Origin of the sequence: Brevibacterium sp. UCMA 11752, assembly GCF_021532235.1 — a bacterium.
Taxonomy (GTDB): Bacteria; Actinomycetota; Actinomycetes; order Actinomycetales; family Brevibacteriaceae; genus Brevibacterium; species Brevibacterium antiquum.
The window spans coordinates 110719-135911 of sequence record NZ_JACBOS010000003.1 but is presented as its reverse complement, the minus strand read 5'-3'; the positions used below and the strand labels follow the sequence as shown (position 1 = coordinate 135911).

The window sequence follows — 25193 nt, the reverse complement described above, 5'->3', positions numbered from 1 at the left end:
GTCAGCTCACCGGTGACGATTTAGGAGTTTTCGTCCACCTCGTCGATGGCCGAGGAAGCGAAGCGGATCTCAGAGTAGGTCTCCACGTCGAAGGAATCTGCCGAACGCAGGTGGGTGTCCGGGGCGATGTCCCAATGACCTGTGATCCTGGGTGCTGCCGACATGGCGGAGCTGCTTCGATTCCTCCGCACTCTGCTGGGGAGGCTGTGGTGTTCGGTGGGCTGGCTCCGATTGGTGTGATCGTTGAAATAGCAATCGCCTACGTAGTCCCACAAGCACGATCGCTTGTGTGCCGTTTCGCCCGAACGGGGGAGAGAGAAACTGCCGAAACTCTCGGGTGCGGTGACTCCTCTCTTCAGGTGGCGATATCTCCACCCCTACGATGTCACGACATCGCGGGGTTGCCTCGGCGGAGGAGATATGGACAGGGGCCGTGCCTGTAGGGCAGACGGCATCTTGATTGCGACTGTGGGAGTTGTTGATTCCGAGGGAAGAGGGCAGAGTAATTGCCATGGACATCAGGCGGAGTATCCAAGGCTGCGTCGTGGCGCTCGCCCTCGTTTTGGCGGGATGCTCGCCGACCGATTCGGACGGTTCATCGTCTTCCGGGGACCAGAGTTCCGAACCGAGACCGACTCCGACCGAATTCGAGCAGTCGTTTGCCGACGCAGTCTCCGGCGAGGCCGCCGCTGTGACTGCGACCGCCGACCGACTTAGCCCCGGTTTTACCGCAGACAACATCGGTGTCTCCTTCGAAGCCACCGACCTCGCCGACCCCCGACTTGATCCGGCGAATTCCAACCTCGACGAGCAGCTGAAGTCGCTCGGGGCACCGGCGCTGCGGTTCGGCGGCAATGCCCTCGACCGGAGGACTTTCTGGACGTCGATAGGGGAGAAGCCGAAGCACGACGAAGAGGTCACCGTCACCCCCGATGACCTCTCGAGGCTGAAAAAGCTTATCGATGCCACCGGTTCTACGGTCACCATCGGCATTCCCCTGGGCACCTACGATCCGGGACGTGGGACGGACATGGCGGTGCACGCGATCGACATCCTTGGCGACTCCCTTGTGGGGCTCGGCATCGGCAACGAACCGAACGGATACACCGTCAAAGACGTTCCCAACGGCAACGTCCGAGGCGAAGGGTGGAACAAAGAGAAGTACGTCAGGCAGCTCGAGGCATATGCGAAGGCGATCCATGCCAAACGGCCCGACGCTCCAATCATCGGTCCGGATGTCTACGATGGTCCGTGGATGGAGGCATTTGCCGATTCTGGCGTCAAGCACAAGACCGCGATCTCTCAGCACTGGTATCAGCTCCCTGAATGCGATTCTGGGGAGGTGCCAGGACGTGGACCTCAAGCAGAAAATCTCATCGATCCCTTGGCGAAGAGATCGGCGCAGAGGAACTTGGGGATCGGCAAGGAGAAAGCCGACGCAGCTGATCTTCCTCTCTGGCTGGAAGAAACTGGACCGACGAGCTGCCCAGGCACGAACGACACCTCGTTGACCAATGCTTCGGCACTGTGGGCTGCTGACTACACCCTCTACGCGGCGCAGCTCGGGGTGGAACGGATGGCGATGCACTCGATGCTCGGTGCTTGCAATGGGGGAGCGCCGATGTCACTCGTCTGCGACCCGGCCGATCATGGGCAGCGATCCGATACCTTCGTTCCCCGGCCCAACATGCTGGGGCTCAGGCTCGTCGTCCCGAGCATCGGGGGAACATTTACCAAGACCTCGGTGAAGGGTGGTGGGGACATGAACGCCTATACCGTGTCGAAGGACAACGGCAAGACGCTCGTGACGACGATTATCAACGCCAACGATGCTGCCGAAATTGGAGGCAATCCAGTGTCGATGAATATGCCGAAGGGGTTCTCAGTGGATAAGGCGTCCCAGGTGTACGGGCCGTCCAACGGTGCGAAGAGCGCGACGAAGGTGATTCCATCCAATCCGTTGCCGGACACGATCCCTTATAGCGGGCCGAAAAAGACTGGAAGCGCGAGCGTGTCAGCGAGTCCTGGTGCTGACGATAACGAACTCAACATCGACATCGCAGGCAGCTCGGTGACTGTATTTATTATGCGTAAAGAATAGGCCGCTCAGTACCCCAGCGACACCAGGTACCGGAAGAAGTCCGGCAGGTCCTTGCCAGCCAGCGCGTCTTTGAGCGCCGGCATAGCCTCGGCGTCGAAGTCGATGATGACATCGCCGTCGTCCTCTCGGCGCGAAGTAGTGGGGATAGTGACGACGGCGATGTCATCTGATTCGAGCTGGCGGAGGCTGTTGGCGATCTTGGCCAGCTCCAGCGTCGTCAGGGCCTGATCATGATGGATGCCGCTGGCGAAATGACCGAGCACAGTCGCCCCCTTATGGGGGTCCTTAGCCAGTCCGCCTGTCTTGAGCGCCTGGATAAGGGCGCGCAGTGCGGCGCGCTGATTGCGGGTGCGTGTCTGGCCGGCGTCGTCGACCGGGTCGGCGGTGGCGAATGCGCCGACTGACGTGGCGTTGAGGTTGTTGGTGCCCTCGATGAACTCCACATCGCCAGCTGAGAACGCGGTTCGGCTGTAGACCGGCAGGCCGCCTAGCTCATTGATGACAGCGCCCAGGGCAGAGGCTTCGAGTTCGGCCACGTGATCGATGCGCACACCCAAGATGTCTTCGACCATGGCGACGATGACCGGCCAACCACCCTCATCGGCAATCGTGGCGAAGGTCGACCCTGATTCGATCTGCGCCGAAGGGTTGAGTGTCATCACGACCGCGAAGTCATTCGCGGCAGGGATATGGATGGCCGCGAAGGTGTCACCCTGGCTATTGACCTTCTTTGACTCGGCGGCATGCGTGATCCGCAGCAGAAGAGTACGGGCATCAGTTTGCGCAGGGCGAATGTCATCGGGTGGGAAGATCGCCTCGTCGGGCAGGATGCGGGAGGCATCGTCAAACTCGGCTCGGGCGCTGCTGAGGTCCTTGACGGAACCTACTGCCGAGACCATCTTCTTCAGCTTCGCCATCGCAGTGCGTCTCCCTCGGTGTGATCAGTACTTAGTCTGCAGTTTCAATCATAGCGGGGACGATGCAACAGGTGTCGTTGGGTGGGTACGGGACGGCCCGGTCACCTCGATGGTCATCGCTTGCCGTTGCCAGCCAGCGAGCCCATCAGAGTCAAAGTCATGGCCAGAAGCAGGGCAACCGCGGCGGCGATGAAGCTGCCGATGATGGTCCCACTCAGGGCAAGGGCGACCAGTGCGGGGCCGGCAATCTGACCGAGGCTGTACCAGGTCGTGAGTTTGGCCGCAGCTGCGGTGATGCCCATCTGAGAGCCTTCGCCGATGGTCATCATGACCGCCCCGACGAACGTCCCACCGAAGAGTGCCGCGGAGATGAGGAGCAGGACCGGATTGGTGCCGAAGACCGCGAGAACGGCTCCACCGACCTGCAGGCAGTAGCAGACGACGAGTCCGCGGCGGGTGCCGATGCGGGCGGCGACGTTCGACCAGATCAACGGTGAGGCCGCGGTTGCGATGCCGGCGACGACCCAGGTTGATGCGGCAGCTGTCTCACCGAAGACGGGTTTGGCCAGCACGACCAGATAGGTGCCGATGATGATGTAACCGAAACCCTGGAAGAAGTAGCCCGCGGTCAGCACCGTCATGGCCCGGCGGACGTGCGGGGCCGTCGGGATGACGGTGGGATGCTCGCTCGCGCCGACCACCTCGGCGGGGTGGGAGGCCTGCGCGTTGTCGCCGCGCGCAGGCATCGGCCAGGTCCAGGCGATGGCGGTGAATACGGCGCTGAGGAGTGCGCAGATGAGCCAGAGCTCTCTCCAATCGACAAGAGAACCAGCGGTCAGGACGATGGCTCCGGAGATGAGGATGCCGGTGCCGATTCCCGCATAGACGAGGCCGGAATCGACCGGTCTGCGGGCCACCAACGGAATGCGTTGGGTGACGCAGACGAAGATCAGGCCCGAGGCGATTCCGGCCAGTGTGCGAACCGACCCCTGCCAGATCAGATTCGACGTCAGGGGGATGGCGGCCAGGCACAGGGTGGAGACGATGAGGCTTAAGCGGTAGACGCCGCGGGTGGGTTCAACCCAGCCGCGGGCGATGACCAAGGAACCGATGAAATATCCCACGTAGTTGAGTGTGGCGATCCAGGCACCGGGAGCCGAGCTCCAGTGCAGGGCGGCGACCATGAGCGGGAGGACGGGTGTGTAGAAGAACCTGCCCATTCCCATGGCCAGTGCCAGTCCCAGGGTGCCGCGGATGGCGGTGCTGTTGATCATGCCCGGGGAGTTGGCACCCACAGCCATACCCTCCTTTGTTCGAAGATGTCTTGTCGCCTGGCTTCAGCATGTCACCGATTCGGTTCGGGTGGTGCCGAAACAACGCGGGTGCCGATACTCCCTGTTGGGGAGTGTCGGCACCCGCATCGGTGGTGACTGCTGCTTCGGCGATCAGGCGTTGACGGTGACCCGGCCCTTCTCATCCGGCTCGTCGGCAACCGCGGCCGATGGGGTGGCCTCTGGAGCCGAACCGTGAACATCAGGCTCAAGCGACTGCTCGTCGAACGGGCTGGAGCCATTGAGAGCCGCACGAGCCTGGTCGATGTCGATCTCGTGGGTCCACTTGCCGATGAGCAGGGTGGCCACGGCGTTGCCGGTGAAGTTCGTCAGGGCACGGCACTCGGACATGAACTTATCAATACCGACGATGACTCCCATGCCGTCGAGGAGTTCGGGGCGGTGTGACTGCAGGCCCGCGGCCAGAGTTGCCAGTCCCGCACCGGAGACGCCGGCGGCACCCTTCGAGGCGATGATCATGAACACCAGCAGCGAGATCTGCTCGCCCAGGCTCATCGGCATGCCCATGGCGCTGGAGACGAACAGCGAGGCCATGGTCAGGTAGATGGCGGTGCCGTCGAGGTTGAACGAATACCCGGTGGGCACGGTGATTCCGACGACGGGCTTCGAGACTCCAGCGTGTTCCATCTTCGCGATCAGACGCGGCAGAGCCGACTCGGACGAGGAGGTGGAGAAGATGAGCAGGAACTCACGAGCCAGGTATTTGAGCAGCAGGAAGATGTTGAGGCCGGTGACGACCTTGAGGATGGAGCCCAGGACGATGACGATGAACAGGGCACAGGTGAGGTAGAAGGCACCCATGAGGGTTGCCATCGCACCGATCGCGGCCCAACCGGTCTTGCCGACGACTGCGGCGATGGCACCGAAGGCACCGACGGGAGCGGCCCACATGATCATCATCATGAGCTTGAAGACGACGGCCTGGATGTGACCGATGCCCTTGAGGACCGGTTCGCCGGCCTTGCCCATCGACTGCAGGGCGAATCCGACGAGGAGGGCGAGGACCAAGGTCGGCAGGACCGCGATGTCACCGGGGATGAGGCTCATGAGGAAGTCAACGGTCCCGTTGGATTCCCCGCCGGCGGCTGCCTCGTAGGGTTCGAGCTTGAGACCCTCACCCGGGTGGATGAGGTTGCCGACGACGAGGCCGATGACCAGGGCGAAGGTGGCCATGATGAGGAAGTAGATCAAAGCGATGCCGCCGACTTTGCCCACGGTGGCCGCCTTGGCCACGGAGCCGACGCCGAGGACGATGGTGCAGAAGATGATCGGGGCGATGATCATCTTGATGAGTGCGATGAAGGCCTTGCCCAGCGGTTCGAGCGCCTTACCGGCTTCGGGGGCGATGAGTCCGATGGCGGCACCGGCGAACACGGCGATGATGACCATGATGTAGAGCCAGTGCGTACGGTCCTTCTTGCGCTGCGGTGGGGTGGGATCCGCCTCGGCGACGGTGTTGTCTGATGGCAACGTTGCCATGTCTCCTCCTTGAGTGGTGGTGCTCGCGACATCGGGCCGCGAAGAATTTCTCCATGAGCATTCCAGAGACTGTGACGGCTGTCTCGGTTGCGTTCATAGTGTTCATGGCCGCGATCACATCGTCGACTATTGTGGGGCTGTACGACATGACGAAACGAAGGGAATACTCATGAGACTCGATACAGCACTTCTGCGCGCCGTTCCCGGTGCGTTCATCCTCAACTCCGGCATCGGCAAACTCGGCCTCGATGAGGAATCCGCCGCCGGCCTGCAGCAGATGGCTGCCAATGGTGTCCCGTTCGTTGAAGAGATGACTCCCGCCCAGTTCGGGAAGTTCTTGTCCTACGGTGAGATCGCCGTGGGTGCCGCACTGCTGCTGCCCTTCGTACCCACCCGCATCGCCGGAGCCGCTCTGACGACGTTCTCCGCCGGGCTCGTTGCGAACTACTTCGCAATTGACTCCATGACCCAAGACGACGGCATCCGCCCCTCCGAGTCCGGCACCGCCGTGGCCAAGGACACCTGGCTGGCCGCAATCGGGCTGGCTCTGATGTTCACCACCGGAGACAAGAAAAAGAAGAAGCTCAAGAAATAGTCGAGGGCGGCATCGTCATCGACGAAGGGGCAATTGGGCAGTGAAGGCATCGGGGACGCTCGGCCGTACCCGGCACCGGCGGCGCAGCGGCACGTTGGCGCGCAGGCTCTTCTTCATGCAGCTGGCGCTCATCGCCGTCGTCTGCGTCGCACTGTCCATCACCAGCTACGTCTCGACGCTGGGCTCTGCCCGGCAGGCGACCTCGGAGCGGGTGCTCTCCATCGCCGAGACCCTGGCCCATGACCCCTTCGTCATCTCCTCGGTGGAGGATGCCGATGCCTCGGCGCAGCTCCAGCCCTATGCGTTGACCGTCATCGACACCGCCGAGGTCGACTTCGTGACGATCATGGACCGCGACCGCACCCGCTACACGCACCCGGACCCCCGGCAGCTGGGCAAGGACTATATCGGCAGCATCGATCAAGCGCTGTCCGGTGAGAGCCAGGTCGAGGAGTATGAGGGCACGCTGGGGGAGTCCGTACGCGCGATCGTGCCCGTCACGGACTCATCCGGCGAGGTCACGGCCATGGTCGCGGTCGGGGTGACGCTGAAGACCCTGTCGGTGGCCCGGGCTGCCGCACTGCCGCAGATCATCATCGTCGGCCTCGCCGCGATCGGTCTCGGTGGGTTGGGCTCCTGGATACTTAGCCGCTATCTGCGCCGAGTCACCCTCGGCTACGGGCCCGAGCAGCTCAAGTCCCTGTTCGCGTTCTACGACTCCGCGCTGCATTCGCTGCGCGAGGGCCTCATCCTCGTCGACGATGATGGGCAGCTGGTCCTCTACAACGATGAGGCCGCTGAGCTGCTGGGTCTGCCCGAGCCGGACGAGCGCACCCCCATCCCCCTCGCCGAGGTGGCCCTGCCTCAGTCCGTGTCATCGTTGTTGTCGTCGGGTCGGGATGCCGTCGATGAGATCCACCTGACCCGTGACCGGGTGCTCGTGGTCAACCAGAAGCAGGCGAGCCAGCCCGATCGTGGTGCGCTCGGTTCCAGCTCCAGTTCTGGAGGAACAGTGGCAACTCTGCGCGATCGTACGGACATTCAGGAACTCACCGGTGAACTCGAGACGATGCGGACCCTGTCCGAGGCGCTGCGGGCCCAGACTCATGAACATTCGAACCGTCTGCATACCGTGGCGACGTTGATTGAACTGGGGCGTTCGCGGGAGGCCCTGGACTTCGCAGTTCGGGATCAGCAGGAGTCGCAGCGGCTGACCGATTCGTTCGTCGATTCCCTTGACGAGCCCTTCATTACGGCACTCATGATCGGCAAGGCCGCCCAGGCTCACGAGCGCGGGATCGAGCTGACCGTCACCGCTGTCGGTGAGCTTCCGCCGAGCAGCCTGGACGCTCGCGACCTGGTCACCGTGGCCGGCAACCTCCTCGACAACGCCTTCGATGCTGCAGCGGACTCTGAAGAGCGACATGTGTGGGCGGACTTCGTCGCCGCCGACGGTGAGCTCATCATTACGGTTGCGGACTCGGGGCCGGGCATCGACACGGAGGAGATCGACGCGATCTTCCATCTCGGCACCTCTGCGAAGGCTGCTTCGGCTGGATCCGGTGGGCGCGGGTTCGGATTGGTGCTGGTGCGCCAGGCTGTGACGAGACTCGGCGGAGATCTCGAGGTCGAATCCGACGGGGGAGCGATCTTCACGGTGACATTGCCGCTGACTGCCGATAGCCTCGGCGAGGGTAGCAACGATGCCGGGAACCAACGGGGAGGAGGCGATGATGGCCGATGAACGCGACCTGCGGGTGCTCATCGTCGAAGACGACCCGATGACTGCCGAGGCTCACGCGGACTTCGTGCGCCGGGTGCCCGGATTCGTCGTCGCCGGCACCTGCCTGTCCGGCCACGATGCGCTCGAGAAGTTTGAGGCTTTCGGAGTGAGTGGGGAGCCGGTCGACATCGTGCTGCTGGACATGAATCTCACCGATTCGCACGGGCTCGACGTGGCCAAACGCATGAACGCCAAGGGCTACGGTGCCGACATCATCGCGATCACTGCGGTACGCCACCTGCAGGTCATCCGGTCCGCGATCTCGAGCGGGGTGACGCAGTATCTGATCAAACCGTTCACCTTCACCATCTTCCGCGAGAAGCTGGAGAACCAGCGGGACTTCCGCCTCAACCTTGACGGTGCCGGCGCCGGTTCCTTGGCCACGCAGGCCTCCGTCGACAATGCGCTCAGCGCCCTGCGTTCGGTCTCGTCAGGTCGCTTGCCCAAGGGGTTGATCGAGGAGACTCTGACAGCGATCTCTGGTGTCGTGCGGGATGCTGACTCTGCTGTGTCGGCCACGGAGGTGGCAACGACCTTGGAGCTCTCTCGGGTGACGGTGCGCCGGTACCTGGAGCATCTGGTGAAGACGAAGCAGGCGGTCAAACAGCCACGACACGGGACGCCGGGCCGGCCCGAGTATGAGTACCGGTGGGTGTGAGGGAAATCGTTCTTGGTGGCTCGAACTCGGTGCTTGACACCGGCCGGTGGTCCGTACGGTCAGTGGTCAACCAGATCAAGTTTTGGGCGGAGGTGATGCACCAATTGAGGAGAACTCGCCCTGCTTTCCGCTCAAGGTCCGCAGCACCTTTTGATGGAGCCAATCCAATGCCGAAGTATGCTGCAGAGTCATGCGCCTAAGCAGAGAGATCTCGGTAGGTGGAAGATCAAAAGGCAGTGGTCGCCATGTCAGTGGCCAAGTGGCAGCCCAACCCTCGGCAATCGATTCGGGCACTATTGCCAGCACTTTCTCGCAGGCGCTGAGCAGAGGAGGAATCGAGGAGAAGCGATGGACGGTCACCACCTTTCCGCTGCCACTGCCCATTCGATTGAGTCCTGTTTGGAGGTTCAGGCTCCCCGAGTCTCCAGTAACGACTGCGCGCTCGGAGTCTAGGAGTTGCTGCACCGTCAGTTCACCGGTCGCCAGTTCGTTGTTCTGGTTCAGCAGCGCGACGTAGTCTTCGATCTTGAGAAGTCTTTGATCGAGGCTGCCGTTCGGCAGCATCGGAGAAATGGCCAGATCGATGGTGCCGCGTGAGAGCCAAGCCGACAGCTGTGACACATCTATGGGAACGACCTCCACCGTGACCTTCGGAGCGGCGTCGCTGACTGCGGAGTAGAGGGCGGGAAAGTATCCAACCTCACCCAACTCAGACATCGCGATGCGGAAGTGGTGGTCCGATGACGCGGGATCGAATCCATGCACGGTGTCCAAGGTTCGATCGATGGCTAACAAGGAACCGTGAAAATCAGGGTAGATGCTGTGCGCCAGAGGGGTCGGAGCCATGCCCCTACCGCTTCTCTCAAACAGCGAATCATCCAGACTGCGTCTGAGCCGGCCAAGTGCCTGACTGACTGCCGGTTGAGTGATGAACAATCGATTCGCCGCCTCGGTGAGGCTCCGAGTTTCATATACCGCGATGAAGATGCGCAACAGATTCAGATCCACAGCATTGCCTGCCTTTATTTCAGATGCCCATCGATGAACGTAATCGAATACTACACATAAGGAAATCTAATAATTCTAATCACTGACCATAGGTATCGTCTATAACGGTAAGAATCAAGGCCCACAAAGGAGTGCCCATGACGGAATCACTGGCAGAAGCCATACAGCGCGCAGGCGGAGCAATTTCACTGTTGCGCAATGCGCAGGCGAAGCCCACCATCTTCCCGGTGCAGCCAGAGTTCACCAACTGGCGATCTGAGCAGAAGTCGTGGCGCAACTCCGTTGCACTACTCGATCAGTCGCATCATATGTCCGACCTATTCATCAAGGGCCCCGATGCCCTGAAGCTGCTCTCCGACGTCGCGGTGAACAGTTTTGAAAAGTTCACACCCAACAAGGCAAAGCAGTTCATCGCGGTCAACCACGAGGGGTACCTCATCGGCGATGCCATTCTCTTCTACCTCGAGGAGCAGTCGTTCGACTTAGTCGGCTGGCACATGGTTCTGGACTGGCTGCAATACCACGGAGAAATCGGCGGTTACGATGTCACCTTCGAGCGTGACGCCAGTTCTGCAGTACGCACGGGCGACCCAATACAGTACCGCTACGAGGTGCAAGGACCGCGTGCACTCGAACTCATGGAAAGCGCCACCGGCTGTGAGGTGCCGCAGACCCGTTTCTTCGGAATGACCGACTTCGTCATCGACGGACTGCGGGTCCGTTCGCTGCGTCATGGCATGGCTGGACAGCCCGGTTTCGAACTCTTTGGGCCCTGGAGCGAGGGCGAGCGCATTCGATCGGCACTGGTCAAGGCTGGCGAAGGTCTCGACCTGGTCCTCGTCGGTTCGAAAGCTTACTCGTCCTCGAACCTCGAGTCGGCATGGGTTCCCTCACCGTTCCCTGCGATCTTCAGCGGCGAAGGAACCGAGGGATACCGTGAGTGGCTGCCCGCCGATCGCGCAGGATCTCTCGCCGGAAGTTTTGACTCGGACAGGGTTGAGGACTTCTATCTCACGCCATTCGACCTGGGATATGGGCGAAGCGTGAAATTCGACCACGAGTTTATCGGCAAGGCCGCACTTCAGCGCCTTGCCGAGGAGCCGCCACGACAGAAGGTCACCCTGCTGTGGGAGCCATCCGATGTTGCGGCTGCTATCCAGACTCAATTCGAGCCGGGGGTTCCCGCGAAGTACATCGATTTCCCTAAATCTCGCTACGGTCAATACCAGGTAGATCGAGTCCTCGTTGACGGCAAGGAAGTTGGAATCTCACATGACCCTGGGTACATCACAAATGAACAGGCTTTCGTCTCGTTGGCGAGCATCGACAACGAATTCGCGGAACTCGGCACCAAAGTCACGGTTGTGTGGGGAGAGGACCCGGTCTCCGCGAAACCGGCGGTGGAAGCGCATCGCCAGGTGAACATCCGCGCTACCGTGGAATCTGCTCCGTATTCGGCATTCGCCCGCGAAAACTACCGCAAGGACTGATCGCCGAGCACTGATTTTCCCCTCGGTCGGCTCTATCGCCTCATGCCGGTTTGGCGTAGCAGGGCGCCGGGGTCGGACGAGAGGGTTCTGCAGGGGATACTGCCAGCAGCGAAATCTACGGGCCTGTGGGGATCAAGGGCTTGAGGAATTGAACTGCTGAATGTCCTAGCGAAGCAGGTGCGGCGTTGCCATCGACTGCTCCTCATTGCTGATATCACTGAGGACTCTCGGACGGGGTTCGGCATCGATCAACACCGGCGGAGAGAAGGTCTCAACGATCGTGGCGGTGCAGGCCGACTCAAACGTCACGTCGCATGACTTGCCGGCCTGGATAGGTGCTGAATTCGCCGTTTATAAGAAGCCTCGATCCATCAGAATCCGGGAGCCCCTGGACCAAACTCCTTCCGGCTAGCTCAATGCTGCACGTGCGAAGGAACTTCTCTGAAACATCGAGGAGCCAGATTGGCGAAGCGACGAATCCATCTCGGTGCCCGGGCAGCAGGAGGTGCAGCGACGTAGCTGAGGTAATCGAGACAAATGTCGCGGATCGGGCGGGTCGATGAGCCGATGCCCACCGCGGGCTCGCTCCCTAGGCTCAAGAAGTGAGCTGTATCACCGACATGACAGTACATGCCAACACTGACAAGGGAGACATCGTGTCGTCCTACACCCCAAAGGTTGAAGGGACCCACGTCTACGACACTCAGATGAGTCGTCAGGGACGTGCCCTCAACAAAATGCTGTATTCGCTGAAAGAGCCGAAGAACCGCGAGCTCTTCAGCGTCGATGAGGCCGCCTACTGTGACAAGCACGAACTCAGTGCCGAACAGAAAACGGCGGTCCTCGACCGCGATTGGAAGAAGATGACCGAAATCGGCGGGTCGATCTTCTACGTCATCAAGCTCGCCGCCATCGATAAGAAGTCGATGCAGGACCTCGGTGGAGTCTTCACCGGGATGAGCACAGAACAGTTCAAGGCTGAGCTGAAAGCAGGAGGACGGAACTTTGGCTGAGATCACATGGGGACTCGCAACATCCCACGTACCCTCGATCGGTGCCGCGATGGACAACGAGAAGACGGAGGACGAGCTGTGGAAGCCGCTCTTCGACGGCTACCAGCCGGCCCGCGAATGGATGGCCGAGCACAAGCCGGATGTGGCGATCGTGGTCTACAACGACCACGCCAACGCTCTCGGTTTGGAGATGATTCCGACGTTCTCGATCGGAACAGCTGAGCACTACGATGTGGCAGACGAAGGCTACGGGCCGCGTCAGGTACCGAATATCGTTGGTGATGCTGAACTCTCCGAACACATCCTGGTCAACCTGGTGGACGAAGGGTTCGACATGACCGTGCTGCAAGAACTCGACGTCGATCATGGGCTGACGGTTCCCCTCTCGGTCTATACCCCGAATCCCGGAGATGCCTGGCCCTGCAGAGTGGTGCCGATGCTGGTCAACGTCCTGCAGTACCCACAGCCGACGGCAGAACGCTGCTTGGCCCTGGGCGAGGCCCTCGGACGTGCGATTCTCTCGTTCCCACAGGACATCAAGGTTGCCGTCTTCGGCACAGGCGGAATGTCCCACCAGCTCTCCGGCGAGCGGGCGGGGCTGATCAACCAGGAGTTCGACCGCAACTTCCTCGAGAAGATCGAAACCGACCCCGAATCGCTCTCCCAGATCACTCGCGCCGAATATGTCGAGCAGGCAGGTTCGGAAGGCATCGAGATGATCATGTGGCTGATCATGAGGGGTGCACTGGGCGATAACATTCGCCGAGTCCACGACACATACCATGTGCCGGCTTCTAACACCGCGGCAGCATTGGCGCTGTTCGCCGCCGAGACATCGGCCGAAGAGAATACGGCCGCTGCAACTGCGCAGTGATCGATCCGTCAACCATGGCAACAGAGCAGCGGGCACCACGTAACGGTTCCTTAAGGGGAGTGTGCCGGTGCCCACTGCGGCTGTGCATAGTGACTAAGGACTAAGACATGAATGAGCACCAAGCTTCCGAGGCTGTCAATGATGACAGCGTCAATGCGGCGACTCAGCACACCTCGACCGCGACACCGATAACCGGGCAGGTACCCACAGTGCAGGAACGGCGCAAGGTGCTGGGTGCCTCTCTCGTGGGAACCGCCATCGAATGGTATGACTTTTTCATCTACGGTTCAGCAGCCGCGATCATCTTCGGGCCGCAGTTCTTCCCTGCTGGCGACAATCCGATCCTCGGCACCCTCGCAGCATTCGGAACTTTCGCAGTCGGCTTCCTCGCCCGCCCTCTGGGCGGACTCATCATGGGCCACTACGGCGACCGAATCGGCCGCAAGGCCATGCTCTTGGTGTCGATGCTGCTGATGGGATCTGCGACCGTGCTCATCGGCCTGCTGCCGAACTATGAGTCAATCGGAATCTGGGCTCCCATCCTGCTCGTCGTCCTCCGTCTCCTCCAGGGCATCGGCGTCGGAGGCGAATGGGGCGGCGCGGTGCTCATGGCGGTTGAGTACTCGCCGAGCAATCGTCGGGCCCTCTACGGAGCATTCCCGCAGATGGGTCTGCCACTGGGCATCATCGGAGCCAACCTCGTCTTCATCGTGGTTTCGAACATCATGTCGCCCGAGGCCTTCCAGAGCTGGGGGTGGCGGGTGCCGTTCCTCATCAGCGCGCTGTTGGTGATCATCGCAATGTGGATTCGTGTTCAGGTCGAGGACTCTCCAGCGTTCAAGGATGTCAAGCAGAAGAAGACCGTTTCCAAGGCACCCATGATCGACCTGTTTCGCAAGCACACGGGGACCGTACTGTTGGCCGGAGCCATCTCGATCGCTTGCCCGGCCCTTGGCTACATGTATTCGGTGTGGATGCTCTCCCATCGTGAAAACCTCGGCGCGGACGGCGTCTCCCAGAATGTCATGTTGGCGCTGATCCTCTGGGGTGCGGTCTGTCACCTCGTCATGGTGGCGCTCGGAGCAGTTCTCGCGGACAAGTTCACGCAGAAGTCGGTGTTCCTCTGGGGTGCAGGCCTGCTGGTGGTTTGGGCCTTCCCCTTCTTCTGGCTGATCGACACCGGCAACTGGCTCTCCATTGCCGTCGCCTTCGCAGTACTGCTGTTAGTCCAATCCTTGATGGCCGGGCCTCAGGCCACCCTTATCGCCGAACTCTTCCCCGCCGAAGTCCGCTATTCCGGAGCGTCTGTGGCCTATCAGATCGGATCGATCCTCGGAGGCGGGTTCATGCCGCTCATCGGCACCAGCCTCTACGCCGCATTCCACAGCTCGACGCCGATCGCCCTCTACCTCCTGGCGATGGGGCTGATCAGCTTCATAGCGATGGCTGCGCTCAAGGTAGGGCTGCACCGAGCGTCGGCCGACACGATCTGAACCGGCGGGCCGTTTCGTCGGAACCCGGCGCTCACCCCACAACGACAGCAAACACACAACGACACGGAAGCAGAGTCCTATGAGCACATTCGTACTGGTTTCGGGAGCCTGGCACGGCGGTTGGTGCTGGCAGAGGGTCGTACCTCTTCTCCAACAGACGGAACACGAGGTCCACACGCCCACCTTGACCGGAGTCTCCGATCGAGCCCACCTGATCAGTCCCGCCGTCGGTCTCGACACGCATATCGCCGATATCGTGAGTTATCTCGAAACCTACGATCTCAACGACGTCATTCTGGTCGGCCACAGCTATGCCGGTCAGGTCATCACCGGAGTCGCGGATGCCGTGCCTGATCGCATCTCCGTCCGAGTGCATCTCGACGCCTTCATCGGCGATGGTCGCGCTGCCGTCGACATGCAGCCCGCTGAGGTGGCCCATCACTACCGCGAATCCGTCGAGGGCCCCGGGTTCGGCTGGCTGATTCCCACCCGTCCGCTCGAAAAGCTGGGTGTCAGCAACCAAGAGGACCTCGACTGGCTAGCGCCTCGACTGACTCCTCATCCGTGGAAGACCTATACCGATGCACTTCCACTCACCGGCGCACACAAGCGAGTGAAGGGAGTGTTCATCGAATGTGTCGACTGGATGCGGGTATTCCAACAATCCCGCGAGAGAGCCGAAGAGCTGGGGTGGACGGTCCACGAGATTGCAACCGGGCACGAAGCGATGATTACCGCCCCATCAGAATTGGCCGCTCTGTTCGACAAAATCGCTGCCTGAGACCCGATCCGCACGAGCCACAGCTCCAGACCCCTTCCCATCACTACTGCTGAGGACACTTTATGGAATTCCTGGTTCGCTTCGAGACCAATCTTCCCGGCACCATGAGCGCAGACGAAGTCGCCGGACTCAAGTCCGCCGAACGCGAGCGAGCTCAAGAGCTGCGGCAGTCCGGCATCCTGAAGAAGCTCTGGCGCGTCCCCGGGCGCAAAGCGACCGTTGGGCTCTGGGCTGCAACCGATGCAACCGAACTGCATGATGCTCTGGCTTCCCTTCCGCAATTCGCGTGGATGGATGCCAGCGTCGAACCTCTTGCCACCCATCCTCAGGAGAAGTGACGATGTTTCAACTCGAAGAGCAGACGGTCCTTCCCTCTCCGCCGAATCGGCTTGAGGGAACGGTGTCCATCGTCACCGGAGCCTCCGGCGGATTGGGGAGCGCCATCGCTGATCGTCTGATCGCAGAGGGCAGCACTGTGGCATGCCTGGATGTCAAAGAACACACAGACCCCAACGGAACGTACAAACGAGATCACTTCTTCAAGTGCGATATCACCGATGCGGCCGCGGTGGAGTCGGTAGTCGACGACATTGCCGAACAGTTCGGTGGGATCGACATCCTGGTCAACAGCGCCGGGATCCTGTCCGGACGGGAGAGCTCACTACGCACCAGCTCTGAGAAAATGCATCGGTACTTCGACGTCAACGCTGTCGGACCGATGCATATGGTGCAGTCGTGCTACCCGCAGCTAAAAGCCAGTCGGTGGCGCGGTCGCGTGATTAACGTGGCATCTCGCACCTTCTTCATGGGCAATCCTGGCCAACTGGCATATATCGCCTCCAAAGGTGCTCTCACGGGGATGACTCGGGTTCTGGCCAAAGAATTCGGACCGGACAGGGTCACAGTCAATGCTGTCATGCCCGCTCAGGTGGCAACGCCGGGAACCAGAGAGCATTCCGGTGAAAAAGCGTTCAGCTCGACCATGCACAAGCAGGCAATCGAAGAGTTTGTCGCTCCCTCACACTTCGCGGGTCTCGTGGCCTTTCTGTCCTCGCCCGACGGTGCCCTCATCACCGGGCAGTCCATGATCTGCGATGGAGGCGGGCTGATGAGATGAGGTCCTCAATGCAGATGAATCAGCCAGATCCAACGAAAGTGGTATTCCAGTTATGACGACAGACAAGAAATCAATCGTAGTCTTCAGCGCTCACTCCGGGGACTTCGTCTGGCGAGCAGGCGGAGCAATCGCCGCATCAACGGCCCGCGGTGACGACGTCCACGTCATCTGCCTGAGCTTCGGGGAACGGGGCGAATCCCAAGGGCTGTGGAAGCAGGATGGCATGACCATCGAAACCGTGCGAGAAAAGCGACGGGCTGAAGCCACCGCTGCCGCAGAGATCCTCGGCGCAGGCACCGACTTCCTCGACCTCGGCGACTATCCGCTCAAAGTCGATGATGAAGCAGTCAACCATGTCGTCGACCTTCTCCGCCTTTACAGGCCCGACACGATTCTCACCCATGTCGCCAACGATCCCTACAACCGCGACCACAATATGGCTCATGAAGTTCTGTTGCGGTCCCGAATGGTCGCTCAAGCCATGGGTCATAAGACCGAGGACCAGCCTCTTGGTGCTCCGCAGGTGCTCATGTTCGAACCCCATCAGCCGGAGATGTGCAACTTCTCTGTCGATCTCCTCCTCGACATCACCGAGGTCTTCGACGTTAAGCTTAAAGCCATGCAGTGCATGGGCGCACAGAGCCACCTCATCGAGTACTATACGGAGTTGGCCGTACGCCGGGGTGTCCAGGCCGTCCGCAACAGCGGGAACAGCTCAATCACCCACGCCGAGGCACATGCCCGCCTGTTCCCAGTCGTCGGAGGTGATCTCGTATGAGCGCCCACCGAATCGTTCGCTCTCGATCCATCTCAGGTCCCCCCGCCTCGGCGCTTGAGGCCTTTTCTCATTTGGGAGTGTCCACCGTCCATGAGGCGATGGGAAAACGGGGGCTCGTCGAACCTGTGCTGCGTCCTATCTTCGCCGGGGCTCGCATTGCTGGCCGGGCGATCACCGTGCTCAGCCACCCCGGGGACAACCTGATGATTCACGCGGCAGTCGAGCAGTGCGGCCCCGGAGACGTCCTTGTCGTCACAACAACCTCACCGTCGATTGATGGAATGTTCGGGGATCTTTTCGCCACGGCGCTGCAAGCACGTGGAACAGCAGGTCTGATCATCAACGCCGGGGTGCGTGACGTGGCCGACCTCACCGACATGGGATTTCCCGTCTGGTCCAGGGCTGTTCATGCGCAGGGAACAAACAAACTCAATCCCGGTTCGATCAATGTGCCCATCCAGTTGCCGGGAGTCGCAGTGAACCCAGGCGATGCCATTGTTGCCGACGATGACGGAGTCGTCGTGGTTCCTCGTGCCGAGGCTGCTGTGGTTGCGCAGAAGGCCGAGGCCAGAGAAGACAACGAAGAACGGAAGCGCGGTCAGTTCGGCGAAGGTGCCCTCGGGGTCGACATCTACGATTTGCGACCCAAGCTGGAAGAGTTGGGCGTTGAGTATGTCGACCACGACTAGCATGCGCCGTCATCGGCACCACGGTCCAGTGCGCACAACTCGCCCTCAGCCTGCGCACGGACCGCTGCACAGAAGTGGACGATGCTGATGGCCACCACGACCGAGCCTCTGGCGCCTGCAGAGATCGAAGCTCTGCGTAGGCGGGGTCGGCACGCGGCAGCAGTGGCACGAACCGCAGCACAGGTGGCGTCGAAGCGTTCGCTGCCTGCGACGCTGCACGCTCTGGCGGAGGAAATTGTGCAGGCCGATGGTCTAGCAGGAGTTCAGGTGCTGACCAACGAACACTCCGGCGACAAACTGCACATGCTCGGCACCGCAGGGTTTCCGGCGTCAAGGAACAACTCGTTCTTCGCTCTGCTGATGGAATGCCGGCGGCGCGGAGCTGATTTGCGCATGTTGGATGTCTTCAGGACGGGAAAGTCGATCATTCTTCCTCACCGATATGCGGTCGTGATGAATAGTCCAGCTTGGGAACCGCTGCACGACTATCACCGCGAACCGGAATGGGATGCTTTCGCTTCGGTGCCGATCACCGCGCGCCAGACGACGATCGGTATTCTCAATGTTTTCGTCTCCCCCGGCAAGGAGATCGACAGCGAAGGATTCGACTTCCTCGTATCGATGGCCGAACAAGCCGGACTGGCCATCGACTACGCATCCCTGCTCGAGCAGGAGCGCAATGCCGTCCAACGTGAGGAACGTCAGCAGCTGGCTCGCGACCTGCACGATTCCGTTGTCCAACAGGTCTTCTCCATGGGTATGCTCGCGCAAACGCTGAAGGTCCTCGCCACTAATGACCGGACCGAGAGCTCAGATCGCATCCAGGAGATCACGACCGACCTCGTGGACATCACTGGTTCTGCGCTGGCGGACCTGCGCGGCCTTGTCACCCAGCTTCGCCCCTCAGCCGTCTCCGGGATCGGACTGCGCGAAGCTCTGTCAAAGCTGGAGTCGGCCACACACCGGCAGACCGGAGTGAAATTCGAGACCGATATCGCCGAGGCGGTCGACGACATCGTCAGTGAGCTCGCGGAGGATGTCTACTACGTCTTCGCCGAGGCGGTCCATAACGCCGTCAAACACTCATCAGCAGATCTCATTGCTCTCGGGATCAAACTCGACGAGGAGGGCATGATCGACTTGCACATCAACGACAATGGAGACCTGACATCGACTCCCTCGAGTGACGACCACCAGCTTATCGGCGGCAACGGATTGACCTTCATGCGGCAGCGCGTGGAGCGCTGGGATGGGGAGTTCGAGGTTTCCACCGGTGGAAACTCAGGTGGAACAACAATTCGCGCCCGAATCCCGCACCGGGGATAGGAACTCGACAACGAATGATCGCCGATAAGTGTAAGGACACCTCATGAATGTTCACAAGAGATACAGAGGCGAAGGTTCTTCTGGCGAACTGGGCCCGTCACGGGGATCGGCGGCGAAACATGACGTGCTTAAAGTTCTCATCGTCGATGACCATGCCGTCGCTCGGATGGGGATTTCGGCCTATATCAACGTGCTCGACGATATCGAGTCCGTGGGGGAGGCCGTCGACGGGCAAGACGCTCTCGACCAACTTGCCGAACTCAAAGTCTTCGGCGGTATGCCCGAAGTCGTCATCATGGATCTGCTCATGCCGCGACTCGACGGGCTGAGCGCGTTGAAGGAGATTCGCCGGCTTCATCCAGAGATCAAGGTCGTCGTTCTCACCAGCTACGACGAAACCGAGCGGCTGAACACTGCCATGCAGTTGGGTGCGGTCGGGTACCTTCTCAAGGACGCCGGACCTGTCGAGGTGTCGACGGCCATTCGAGCTGCCGCCAGAGACGAGGTCTTCATCGATACGGCCATGGCGAAGAAGCTCACACAGATGATGAGCTCGCCAGCCGAAGGAATCTCATCGTTGACCGAGCGTGAGAGAACTGTGCTGATGCTGGTCGGAGAAGGCAGGTCTAACCGCGAAATCGCTGCCGAACTCTTCATCTCCGAGCGCACTGCCCGTACCCACGTGTCGAACATGCTGGGCAAGCTCAACCTCACCTCGCGCACACAGGCCGCGCTGCTAGCCGTCAATGCCGGGCTCATCGCTCCCGCAAACTGACCCGGCATGCCATCCCTGTTCGATCGAGCCTTTGCTCTGTCCAAGATCCATCACAAAAAGATACGTCAAACGTCTCGGTCCGATTGCGCCGATTTCCATACTTCCTGAATTCTGATCCTTCCTAGAGTGGATTGTGAACCGAATCACGTGACACTTGTTGTCGCGGTCTCGCAATCGTTGCGGAACGCCAGTCGGAACGGTCCCGCAGTCGATGCAGACTACTCGTCCTCGCTGGTTGGACACCGCTCCACGACGCGAAAACAAATCGGATCTGACGATTCAAGAGCAAAGAGAGACGAACCGCTATGGCTAAACTGATCGCCAAAACCCCACAGGAGAAGCGGGCGCTGGCCCGGCTTCTGGACAATATCGGCTATGAAGTGATGCCTTTTAAGGGCGCGGTGTCCAAGGTCATCGCGAACGTCCCTACCGAGGTACCTCTGACGATCACAGCGACAGGCGGGAAAGGACTCGACCCCACGCTGAATGCAACGATCGAGCTCACGGAGAAGGGCTATATAGTCGCCCCGCACATTCCGGCTCGTCTTGTTGCGGGCCCAGAAGAGCTCGACCAGATCGCCACACGTCTCGAAACAGCTGGCGTAAGCCGAATCTTCGTCGTCGCCGGTGATGCTGAACAGCCAGCTGGCGTCTTCAACGATGCATTCGACCTCCTCAAAGCCCTTAAAGCGCGCGGGCATTTGTTCTCGAACATCGGGATCGGCGGGTATCCCGAAGGGCACGCCCTGCTTCCCGTCGAGAAGATCAATAAGGCCGTTCACGACAAGGCGCCGTTCGCTGACCGGATCCTCACTCAGATCTGCTTCAGCTCGGACACACTCCTCACATGGGGCTCGCGACTGAAAGCTGAAGGTGTCGGACTTCCCATCTTTGTCGGAATGCCCGGTCCAGTCCGTCGACAGAAGCTCATGCGAATCTCCGCAGGGCTGGGACTGGGGCAGTCGGCGAACTTCCTCAAGAAGCAGCAGAACTTGCTCTGGCGCTTCTTCAGTCCGTCTGGCTACACCCCGACAAGACTGGTCCGCGGCTTGGTTCAGGATCTGGCGAAATACGACACCACGATCACCGGGCTGCACATCTTCACGTTCAATGATCTCGCGCGGGCCGAAGCTTGGCGACGCGATCTCATCGCGCAGGCCGAATTACCGCTGACGAGGCCGTCAGCACCATCCGACTCTAGTGTGAGGAGCGCCAGCGGTGGTAACAAACACAGCTACAGCTGAGAAGGCAACCGCCTCGATACCGAGGAAGTCGCTGGCGGAAGTTCCCGATGAGGCGAACATTGCCCGCCTCATCGTCCATGGCACTGACCGTCCGGGCATCGTCTCAGAGGTCACCAGTGTCCTTTCGGACTTCGGTGCGAATATCATCGCGTTCGACCAGTACACCTCAGATCCCGCCGGAGGTCGCTACTTCCAGCGCACGGTGTTCTCCCTCGAGAACCTGAGCGTCGAGGTCGAGCGACTTCGAACAACACTCAGTGGGGCCTTGGAAGGAACCGGCCTGCAATGGAAGCTCATCGAGGCGAAGAAGCTCAAGCGAGTGGCTGTCTTCGCATCGAAGTCTGACCACTGCCTGCTCGATCTTCTGTGGAGGCAGCGCCGGGGCGAACTCCCAGTGACCATTTCGATGGTGATTTCGAACCATCCTGATCTCAGCGAAGATGTCCGAGCATTCGGCATCCCCTACTTCTATGTCCCGGTGGATAAGGAGAAACGCGACGAAGCAACACAACGGCACCTTGGACTGCTGCGCGACAACGTCGATCTGGTAGTGCTTGCCCGTTATATGCAGATACTGACCGAGGATTTCATTGCTGACGTCGGAGTCCCGATCATCAATATCCACCATTCCTTCCTTCCAGCCTTCATTGGTGCAGCTCCCTATCGCAAAGCGAAGGAGCGAGGCGTCAAGCTGATCGGCGCGACCGCGCACTATGTGACGAAGGATCTCGATGAGGGGCCGATCATCGCACAGGATGTCGTCCCTGTGACACACAAGGAATCCGCATCCGATCTGCAGCGTCGGGGCGCCGATGTCGAGCGCCGGGTACTTTCATTCGCGGTTGAAGCCCACTGCCAGGATCGCGTGTTGCGCGACGGCAACGCCACCATTGTCTTCTGACATTCCGTCAGGTCGCCGCAATGCAGAACTCAGTTATCAAGTATTGAAAGGAAAAGTGTCACATGAGTGCACAGATCCTCGATGGAGGTGCCACCGCGAAAACCATCGCCAACGATCTCATTGCTGAGGTGAGTCGGCTGTCCGAGCGGACAGGGAAGCGACCGGTGCTGGCAACAGTCATCGTCGGCGATGACTCGGCTTCGCACACCTACGTGCGAATGAAGGTCGCCCGGTGCAAGAAGGTTGGCATCGAGCCGCGTCAGATCACCTTGCCTGCGGAGTCGAGCACCGAGCAGGTCACGCGCGAAGTGCGCAAACTCTCCGAAGACGACTCCGTCGACGGAATCCTCGTGCAGCATCCTGCACCCGTCCAGGTCGATGAGAAGCAGGTGTTCGAAGCGATCGATCCCGGCAAGGATGTGGACGGAGTGACTTCCGGCTCGCTGGCGGCCATGGCTTTCAAGGAGCAGGGATTCCGGTCCGCGACACCTGGCGGGATCATGCGTCTGCTCGAAGAATATGGGATTGAACTCGCAGGGCGGCGCGCGGTAGTCGTCGGTCGCAGCCGAATTCTCGGAATCCCCATGGGGCTTCTGCTGTTGGCGGAGAACGCCACCGTCACCTACTGCCATTCGAAGACCACAGATCTCAAACAGCAGGTGTCTCGTGCAGACGTTGTGGTCGCGGCTGCTGGACGGCCCGGACTCATCGCCGGGGACTGGATCAAACAAGATGCAGTCGTGGTAGACGCCGGCTATGCCGATAACTCCGGTGACGTCGAATTCGATGCAGCCGCAGAACGGGCTTCCTGGATCACACCGGTGCCGGGCGGCGTCGGTCCGATGACCATCGCTTGTCTCCTTGGTCAGACCGTCGAATCCCACCGACGACGCCACGGACCGGGGTGAACCCCAGTGCCTCCGAAACAACGATCCACCCCAACAACCAAATCGCACAATCAACCGCACCACATCTCTACGAAGAGACCTAATGGGCTCATCGATTTCACTGGTATGAGAGGAACAAGAAAATGAGCGAGAAATCTCTGCAAGACGTGCTCGATTCGTCAGGTGACATTGTCGAACACCTGCGCAATGTCGAGGTCGGAGCCTACGTCTACCCGGTGGTCGCCGCCGAGTTCACCAACTGGCGCAACGAAGTCCAAGCATGGCGTGACACCGCAGTGCTCTTCGACCAGTCACATCACATGGATAACCTCTACATTAAGGGCCCCGAAGCTCTCAGGTTGATCTCGGACACCGCGATCAACTCGGTGACGAACTTCCCAGTGAATAAGGCCAAGCAGTATGTGCCTGTGACCCCCTACGGTCATGTCATCGGCGATGGCATCCTGTTCCGCATGGCCGAAGATGAGTTCGTCTACGTCGGACGAAGCCCAGCGGCAAACTGGCTCATCTTCCACGCCGAGACCGGTGGCTACAACGTCAAGCTCACTGTCGACCGCCGATCCCCTTCGCGCCCCATGGGCAAGGCAATCACTCGTCAGGAATGGCGCCTGCAGATCCAGGGGCCCAGTGCCTGGGACGTCATCGAGAAGGTCCACGGCGGTCCACTTGAGCAGCTCAAGTTCTTCAACATGTCGACGATGAACGTCGGAGGTAAGCAGGTCCGCACCCTGCGCCATGGCATGGCCGGCGCTCCGGGCCTGGAACTGTGGGGACCATACGAGGACTACGACTTCATTCGCGAAACCATCATCGAGGCCGGTGCAGAATTCGGACTGGAACCCGCCGGCGCACGCGCCTACTCATGCAACACACTGGAGTCCGGTTGGATACCGTCTCCTCTGCCAGGCATCTACTCTGGCGAAAAACTGGCAGACTATCGCAAGTGGTTGGGTGCTGATAGCTACGAGGCAAACTCTGCGGTCGCAGGGTCCTATGTCCCCGAATGCATCGAAGACTATTACGCTACGCCGTGGGAGCTCGGCTATGGATCGTTCATCAAATATGACCACGACTTCATCGGTGCCGATGCACTCAAAGCCATGGACCCTGAAGCCCAGCGCAAGAAGGTCACTCTCGCTTGGGACAGCGAAGACGTTGCGACCATTCATGCCTCCATGTACCAAAAGGAAGAACTGCCCTACAAGTTCTTCGACCTTCCCAATGCGAATTATGGTGCCTCGAACTTCGATTCCGTACTAGACGACTCGGGTAAGGTCGTCGGGCAATCGATGTTCACCGGCTACAGCTGGAACGAGAAGCGACCGCTGTCGCTGGCTATCGTCGATCCTGAGGTCGAGATCGGTTCTCCGCTCAACGTCTTGTGGGGTGAACCGAACGGTGGCACAAGCAAGTCTTCCGTCGAACGCCACCGGCAGACTAACGTGGCTGTGACAGTCAGTCCGGTTCCCTACGCCGAGACCGTCCGTACCCAGTACCAACAGGGATGGCGCACCGCCGCCGTTGCCCACTGAGCCACCGCCCGGGAGCGGAATTCGGCAAACCCTGCTCCCGGGCACTGGTCGGACCCATCAAGAAGCGTCGTTAACGAGTTCTTGACAGTGAAGCAGCCGGTGCCTTCGTCGTTGTGCATCTATGGCCGAAGTGCAATGCGCGAAAATCCGTCGTCAAAGTTCGGGTCCGAACGAATGCGGAACCAACCTTCGACATCGAGCACCTCGGCGGTGGCCTCGGGTTTCTTTCAATACCAGGGCATGACTGCCGGACCGCGCAACCGCCTTCCGCGAGAAGCTGGAGGACCAGCGGACGTTCCGGCTCAACATCACCGGAACCAGTGCCGGCTCCTTGGCCACTCAGGCCTCGGTTGACAATGCACTCAGCGCGTTTCGATCG

General features: G+C 60.4%; 24 protein-coding genes. 19 read left to right on the top strand and 5 right to left on the bottom strand.

Features of this window, described 5'->3' with window-relative positions; genetic code table 11:
- Nucleotides 1-20: 20 nt before the first annotated feature.
- The gene (locus HU144_RS00720; protein WP_235349684.1) at nt 21-164 is read right to left on the bottom strand and encodes a YceI family protein; all 144 of its coding nucleotides are present in this window, start codon (nt 162-164) and stop codon (nt 21-23) included.
- Nucleotides 165-511: 347 nt separating this feature from the next.
- On the opposite strand from HU144_RS00720, the gene HU144_RS00715 reads away from it, so the two are divergent.
- Nucleotides 512-2101, top strand: a complete 1590-nt coding sequence (locus tag HU144_RS00715; protein WP_235349683.1) for a hypothetical protein — start codon at nt 512-514, stop codon at nt 2099-2101.
- A gap of 5 nt (nt 2102-2106) precedes the next feature.
- On the opposite strand, the gene HU144_RS00710 is transcribed toward HU144_RS00715, so the two are convergent.
- The 3 genes from HU144_RS00710 to HU144_RS00700 form a co-directional block, all read right to left on the bottom strand.
- Nucleotides 2107-3018 (bottom strand): LCP family protein, encoded by a 912-nt coding sequence (locus HU144_RS00710; RefSeq protein ID WP_235349682.1) that lies wholly within the window; start codon nt 3016-3018, stop codon nt 2107-2109.
- A 113-nt stretch (nt 3019-3131) separates the two neighbouring features.
- Nucleotides 3132-4319, bottom strand: a complete 1188-nt coding sequence (locus HU144_RS00705; RefSeq protein WP_235349681.1) for a YbfB/YjiJ family MFS transporter — start codon at nt 4317-4319, stop codon at nt 3132-3134.
- 144 nt (nt 4320-4463) lie between these two features.
- Complete coding sequence (locus HU144_RS00700; RefSeq protein ID WP_235349680.1) at nt 4464-5849, bottom strand: cation:dicarboxylate symporter family transporter; 1386 nt, start codon at nt 5847-5849, stop codon at nt 4464-4466.
- Between the two features lie 169 nt (nt 5850-6018).
- Here HU144_RS00700 and HU144_RS00695 point away from each other — a divergent pair, with 169 nt between their 5' ends.
- Genes HU144_RS00695 through HU144_RS00685 form a run of 3 tightly spaced genes read left to right on the top strand, consistent with a single transcriptional unit; the run spans nt 6019 to nt 8885 of the window.
- Complete coding sequence (locus HU144_RS00695) at nt 6019-6444, top strand: hypothetical protein (RefSeq protein ID WP_235349679.1); 426 nt, start codon at nt 6019-6021, stop codon at nt 6442-6444.
- A gap of 40 nt (nt 6445-6484) precedes the next feature.
- Nucleotides 6485-8188: an ATP-binding protein gene (locus HU144_RS00690; RefSeq protein ID WP_235349678.1), complete on the top strand. Its 1704-nt coding sequence runs from the start codon at nt 6485-6487 to the stop codon at nt 8186-8188.
- Nucleotides 8175-8885 (top strand): response regulator, encoded by a 711-nt coding sequence (locus tag HU144_RS00685; protein ID WP_235352631.1) that lies wholly within the window; start codon nt 8175-8177, stop codon nt 8883-8885. Before HU144_RS00690 ends, HU144_RS00685 begins: the two co-directional genes overlap by 14 nt.
- Before the next feature lie 75 nt (nt 8886-8960).
- Here the strand turns inward: HU144_RS00685 and HU144_RS00680 are convergent, their stop codons facing one another.
- Nucleotides 8961-9893 (bottom strand): LysR family transcriptional regulator, encoded by a 933-nt coding sequence (locus HU144_RS00680; RefSeq protein ID WP_235349677.1) that lies wholly within the window; start codon nt 9891-9893, stop codon nt 8961-8963.
- Between the two features lie 137 nt (nt 9894-10030).
- Between HU144_RS00680 and HU144_RS00675 the strand changes: the two genes are divergently transcribed.
- From HU144_RS00675 to ligM, 15 genes are all read left to right on the top strand, one after another.
- Nucleotides 10031-11383 (top strand): aminomethyl transferase family protein, encoded by a 1353-nt coding sequence (locus HU144_RS00675; RefSeq protein WP_235349676.1) that lies wholly within the window; start codon nt 10031-10033, stop codon nt 11381-11383.
- 620 nt (nt 11384-12003) lie between these two features.
- Entirely contained in the window at nt 12004-12396 is a 393-nt protein-coding gene (locus HU144_RS00670; protein WP_235349675.1) for a protocatechuate 3,4-dioxygenase, read from the top strand.
- Nucleotides 12389-13270: a class III extradiol dioxygenase subunit beta gene (locus HU144_RS00665; protein ID WP_235349673.1), complete on the top strand. Its 882-nt coding sequence runs from the start codon at nt 12389-12391 to the stop codon at nt 13268-13270. The genes HU144_RS00670 and HU144_RS00665 overlap by 8 nt, the downstream gene beginning before the upstream one ends.
- Before the next feature lie 107 nt (nt 13271-13377).
- Entirely contained in the window at nt 13378-14763 is a 1386-nt protein-coding gene (locus HU144_RS00660; protein ID WP_235349672.1) for an MFS transporter, read from the top strand.
- A 79-nt stretch (nt 14764-14842) separates the two neighbouring features.
- Entirely contained in the window at nt 14843-15544 is a 702-nt protein-coding gene (locus tag HU144_RS00655) for an alpha/beta fold hydrolase (RefSeq protein ID WP_235349671.1), read from the top strand.
- 62 nt (nt 15545-15606) lie between these two features.
- Complete coding sequence (locus tag HU144_RS00650; RefSeq protein WP_235349670.1) at nt 15607-15882, top strand: muconolactone Delta-isomerase; 276 nt, start codon at nt 15607-15609, stop codon at nt 15880-15882.
- A 2-nt stretch (nt 15883-15884) separates the two neighbouring features.
- The gene (locus HU144_RS00645) at nt 15885-16661 is read left to right on the top strand and encodes an SDR family NAD(P)-dependent oxidoreductase (protein ID WP_235349669.1); all 777 of its coding nucleotides are present in this window, start codon (nt 15885-15887) and stop codon (nt 16659-16661) included.
- Nucleotides 16662-16713: 52 nt separating this feature from the next.
- Nucleotides 16714-17439 (top strand): PIG-L deacetylase family protein, encoded by a 726-nt coding sequence (locus tag HU144_RS00640; protein WP_235349668.1) that lies wholly within the window; start codon nt 16714-16716, stop codon nt 17437-17439.
- 77 nt (nt 17440-17516) lie between these two features.
- Nucleotides 17517-18128 carry a 4-carboxy-4-hydroxy-2-oxoadipate aldolase/oxaloacetate decarboxylase gene (locus HU144_RS00635; RefSeq protein WP_442862636.1) on the top strand — a complete coding sequence of 204 codons (612 nt, stop codon included), beginning with the start codon at nt 17517-17519 and terminating at the stop codon, nt 18126-18128.
- Nucleotides 18129-18215: 87 nt separating this feature from the next.
- Nucleotides 18216-19454 (top strand): GAF domain-containing sensor histidine kinase, encoded by a 1239-nt coding sequence (locus HU144_RS00630; protein ID WP_235349666.1) that lies wholly within the window; start codon nt 18216-18218, stop codon nt 19452-19454.
- A gap of 43 nt (nt 19455-19497) precedes the next feature.
- Nucleotides 19498-20229, top strand: a complete 732-nt coding sequence (locus HU144_RS00625) for a response regulator transcription factor (RefSeq protein WP_235349665.1) — start codon at nt 19498-19500, stop codon at nt 20227-20229.
- A gap of 305 nt (nt 20230-20534) precedes the next feature.
- A complete protein-coding gene (locus tag HU144_RS00620; protein WP_235349664.1) occupies nt 20535-21473 on the top strand; it encodes a methylenetetrahydrofolate reductase in 939 nt (312 codons plus the stop codon).
- A gap of 31 nt (nt 21474-21504) precedes the next feature.
- Nucleotides 21505-22374: a formyltetrahydrofolate deformylase gene (gene purU, locus HU144_RS00615; protein ID WP_235352630.1), complete on the top strand. Its 870-nt coding sequence runs from the start codon at nt 21505-21507 to the stop codon at nt 22372-22374.
- A 62-nt stretch (nt 22375-22436) separates the two neighbouring features.
- Nucleotides 22437-23282 carry a bifunctional 5,10-methylenetetrahydrofolate dehydrogenase/5,10-methenyltetrahydrofolate cyclohydrolase gene (locus HU144_RS00610; protein ID WP_235349663.1) on the top strand — a complete coding sequence of 282 codons (846 nt, stop codon included), beginning with the start codon at nt 22437-22439 and terminating at the stop codon, nt 23280-23282.
- A 122-nt stretch (nt 23283-23404) separates the two neighbouring features.
- The gene (gene ligM, locus HU144_RS00605) at nt 23405-24814 is read left to right on the top strand and encodes a vanillate/3-O-methylgallate O-demethylase (RefSeq protein WP_235349662.1); all 1410 of its coding nucleotides are present in this window, start codon (nt 23405-23407) and stop codon (nt 24812-24814) included.
- The last annotated feature ends 379 nt before the right edge of the window (nt 24815-25193 follow it).

What these genes read in the sequence shown, in the direction of transcription:
- HU144_RS00720 (WP_235349684.1), bottom strand. Translation starts at nt 164, where the DNA reads ATGTCGGCAGCACCCAGGATCACAGGTCATTGGGACATCGCCCCGGAC.
- HU144_RS00715 (WP_235349683.1), top strand. Translation starts at nt 512, where the DNA reads ATGGACATCAGGCGGAGTATCCAAGGCTGCGTCGTGGCGCTCGCCCTC.
- HU144_RS00710 (WP_235349682.1), bottom strand. Translation starts at nt 3,018, where the DNA reads ATGGCGAAGCTGAAGAAGATGGTCTCGGCAGTAGGTTCCGTCAAGGAC.
- HU144_RS00705 (WP_235349681.1), bottom strand. Translation starts at nt 4,319, where the DNA reads ATGGCTGTGGGTGCCAACTCCCCGGGCATGATCAACAGCACCGCCATC.
- HU144_RS00700 (WP_235349680.1), bottom strand. Translation starts at nt 5,849, where the DNA reads ATGGCAACGTTGCCATCAGACAACACCGTCGCCGAGGCGGATCCCACC.
- HU144_RS00695 (WP_235349679.1), top strand. Translation starts at nt 6,019, where the DNA reads ATGAGACTCGATACAGCACTTCTGCGCGCCGTTCCCGGTGCGTTCATC.
- HU144_RS00685 (WP_235352631.1), top strand. Translation starts at nt 8,175, where the DNA reads ATGATGGCCGATGAACGCGACCTGCGGGTGCTCATCGTCGAAGACGAC.
- HU144_RS00675 (WP_235349676.1), top strand. Translation starts at nt 10,031, where the DNA reads ATGACGGAATCACTGGCAGAAGCCATACAGCGCGCAGGCGGAGCAATT.
- HU144_RS00670 (WP_235349675.1), top strand. Translation starts at nt 12,004, where the DNA reads ATGACAGTACATGCCAACACTGACAAGGGAGACATCGTGTCGTCCTAC.
- HU144_RS00660 (WP_235349672.1), top strand. Translation starts at nt 13,378, where the DNA reads ATGAATGAGCACCAAGCTTCCGAGGCTGTCAATGATGACAGCGTCAAT.
- HU144_RS00655 (WP_235349671.1), top strand. Translation starts at nt 14,843, where the DNA reads ATGAGCACATTCGTACTGGTTTCGGGAGCCTGGCACGGCGGTTGGTGC.
- HU144_RS00650 (WP_235349670.1), top strand. Translation starts at nt 15,607, where the DNA reads ATGGAATTCCTGGTTCGCTTCGAGACCAATCTTCCCGGCACCATGAGC.
- HU144_RS00645 (WP_235349669.1), top strand. Translation starts at nt 15,885, where the DNA reads ATGTTTCAACTCGAAGAGCAGACGGTCCTTCCCTCTCCGCCGAATCGG.
- HU144_RS00640 (WP_235349668.1), top strand. Translation starts at nt 16,714, where the DNA reads ATGACGACAGACAAGAAATCAATCGTAGTCTTCAGCGCTCACTCCGGG.
- HU144_RS00630 (WP_235349666.1), top strand. Translation starts at nt 18,216, where the DNA reads ATGGCCACCACGACCGAGCCTCTGGCGCCTGCAGAGATCGAAGCTCTG.
- HU144_RS00625 (WP_235349665.1), top strand. Translation starts at nt 19,498, where the DNA reads ATGAATGTTCACAAGAGATACAGAGGCGAAGGTTCTTCTGGCGAACTG.
- HU144_RS00620 (WP_235349664.1), top strand. Translation starts at nt 20,535, where the DNA reads ATGGCTAAACTGATCGCCAAAACCCCACAGGAGAAGCGGGCGCTGGCC.
- HU144_RS00610 (WP_235349663.1), top strand. Translation starts at nt 22,437, where the DNA reads ATGAGTGCACAGATCCTCGATGGAGGTGCCACCGCGAAAACCATCGCC.
- ligM (WP_235349662.1), top strand. Translation starts at nt 23,405, where the DNA reads ATGAGCGAGAAATCTCTGCAAGACGTGCTCGATTCGTCAGGTGACATT.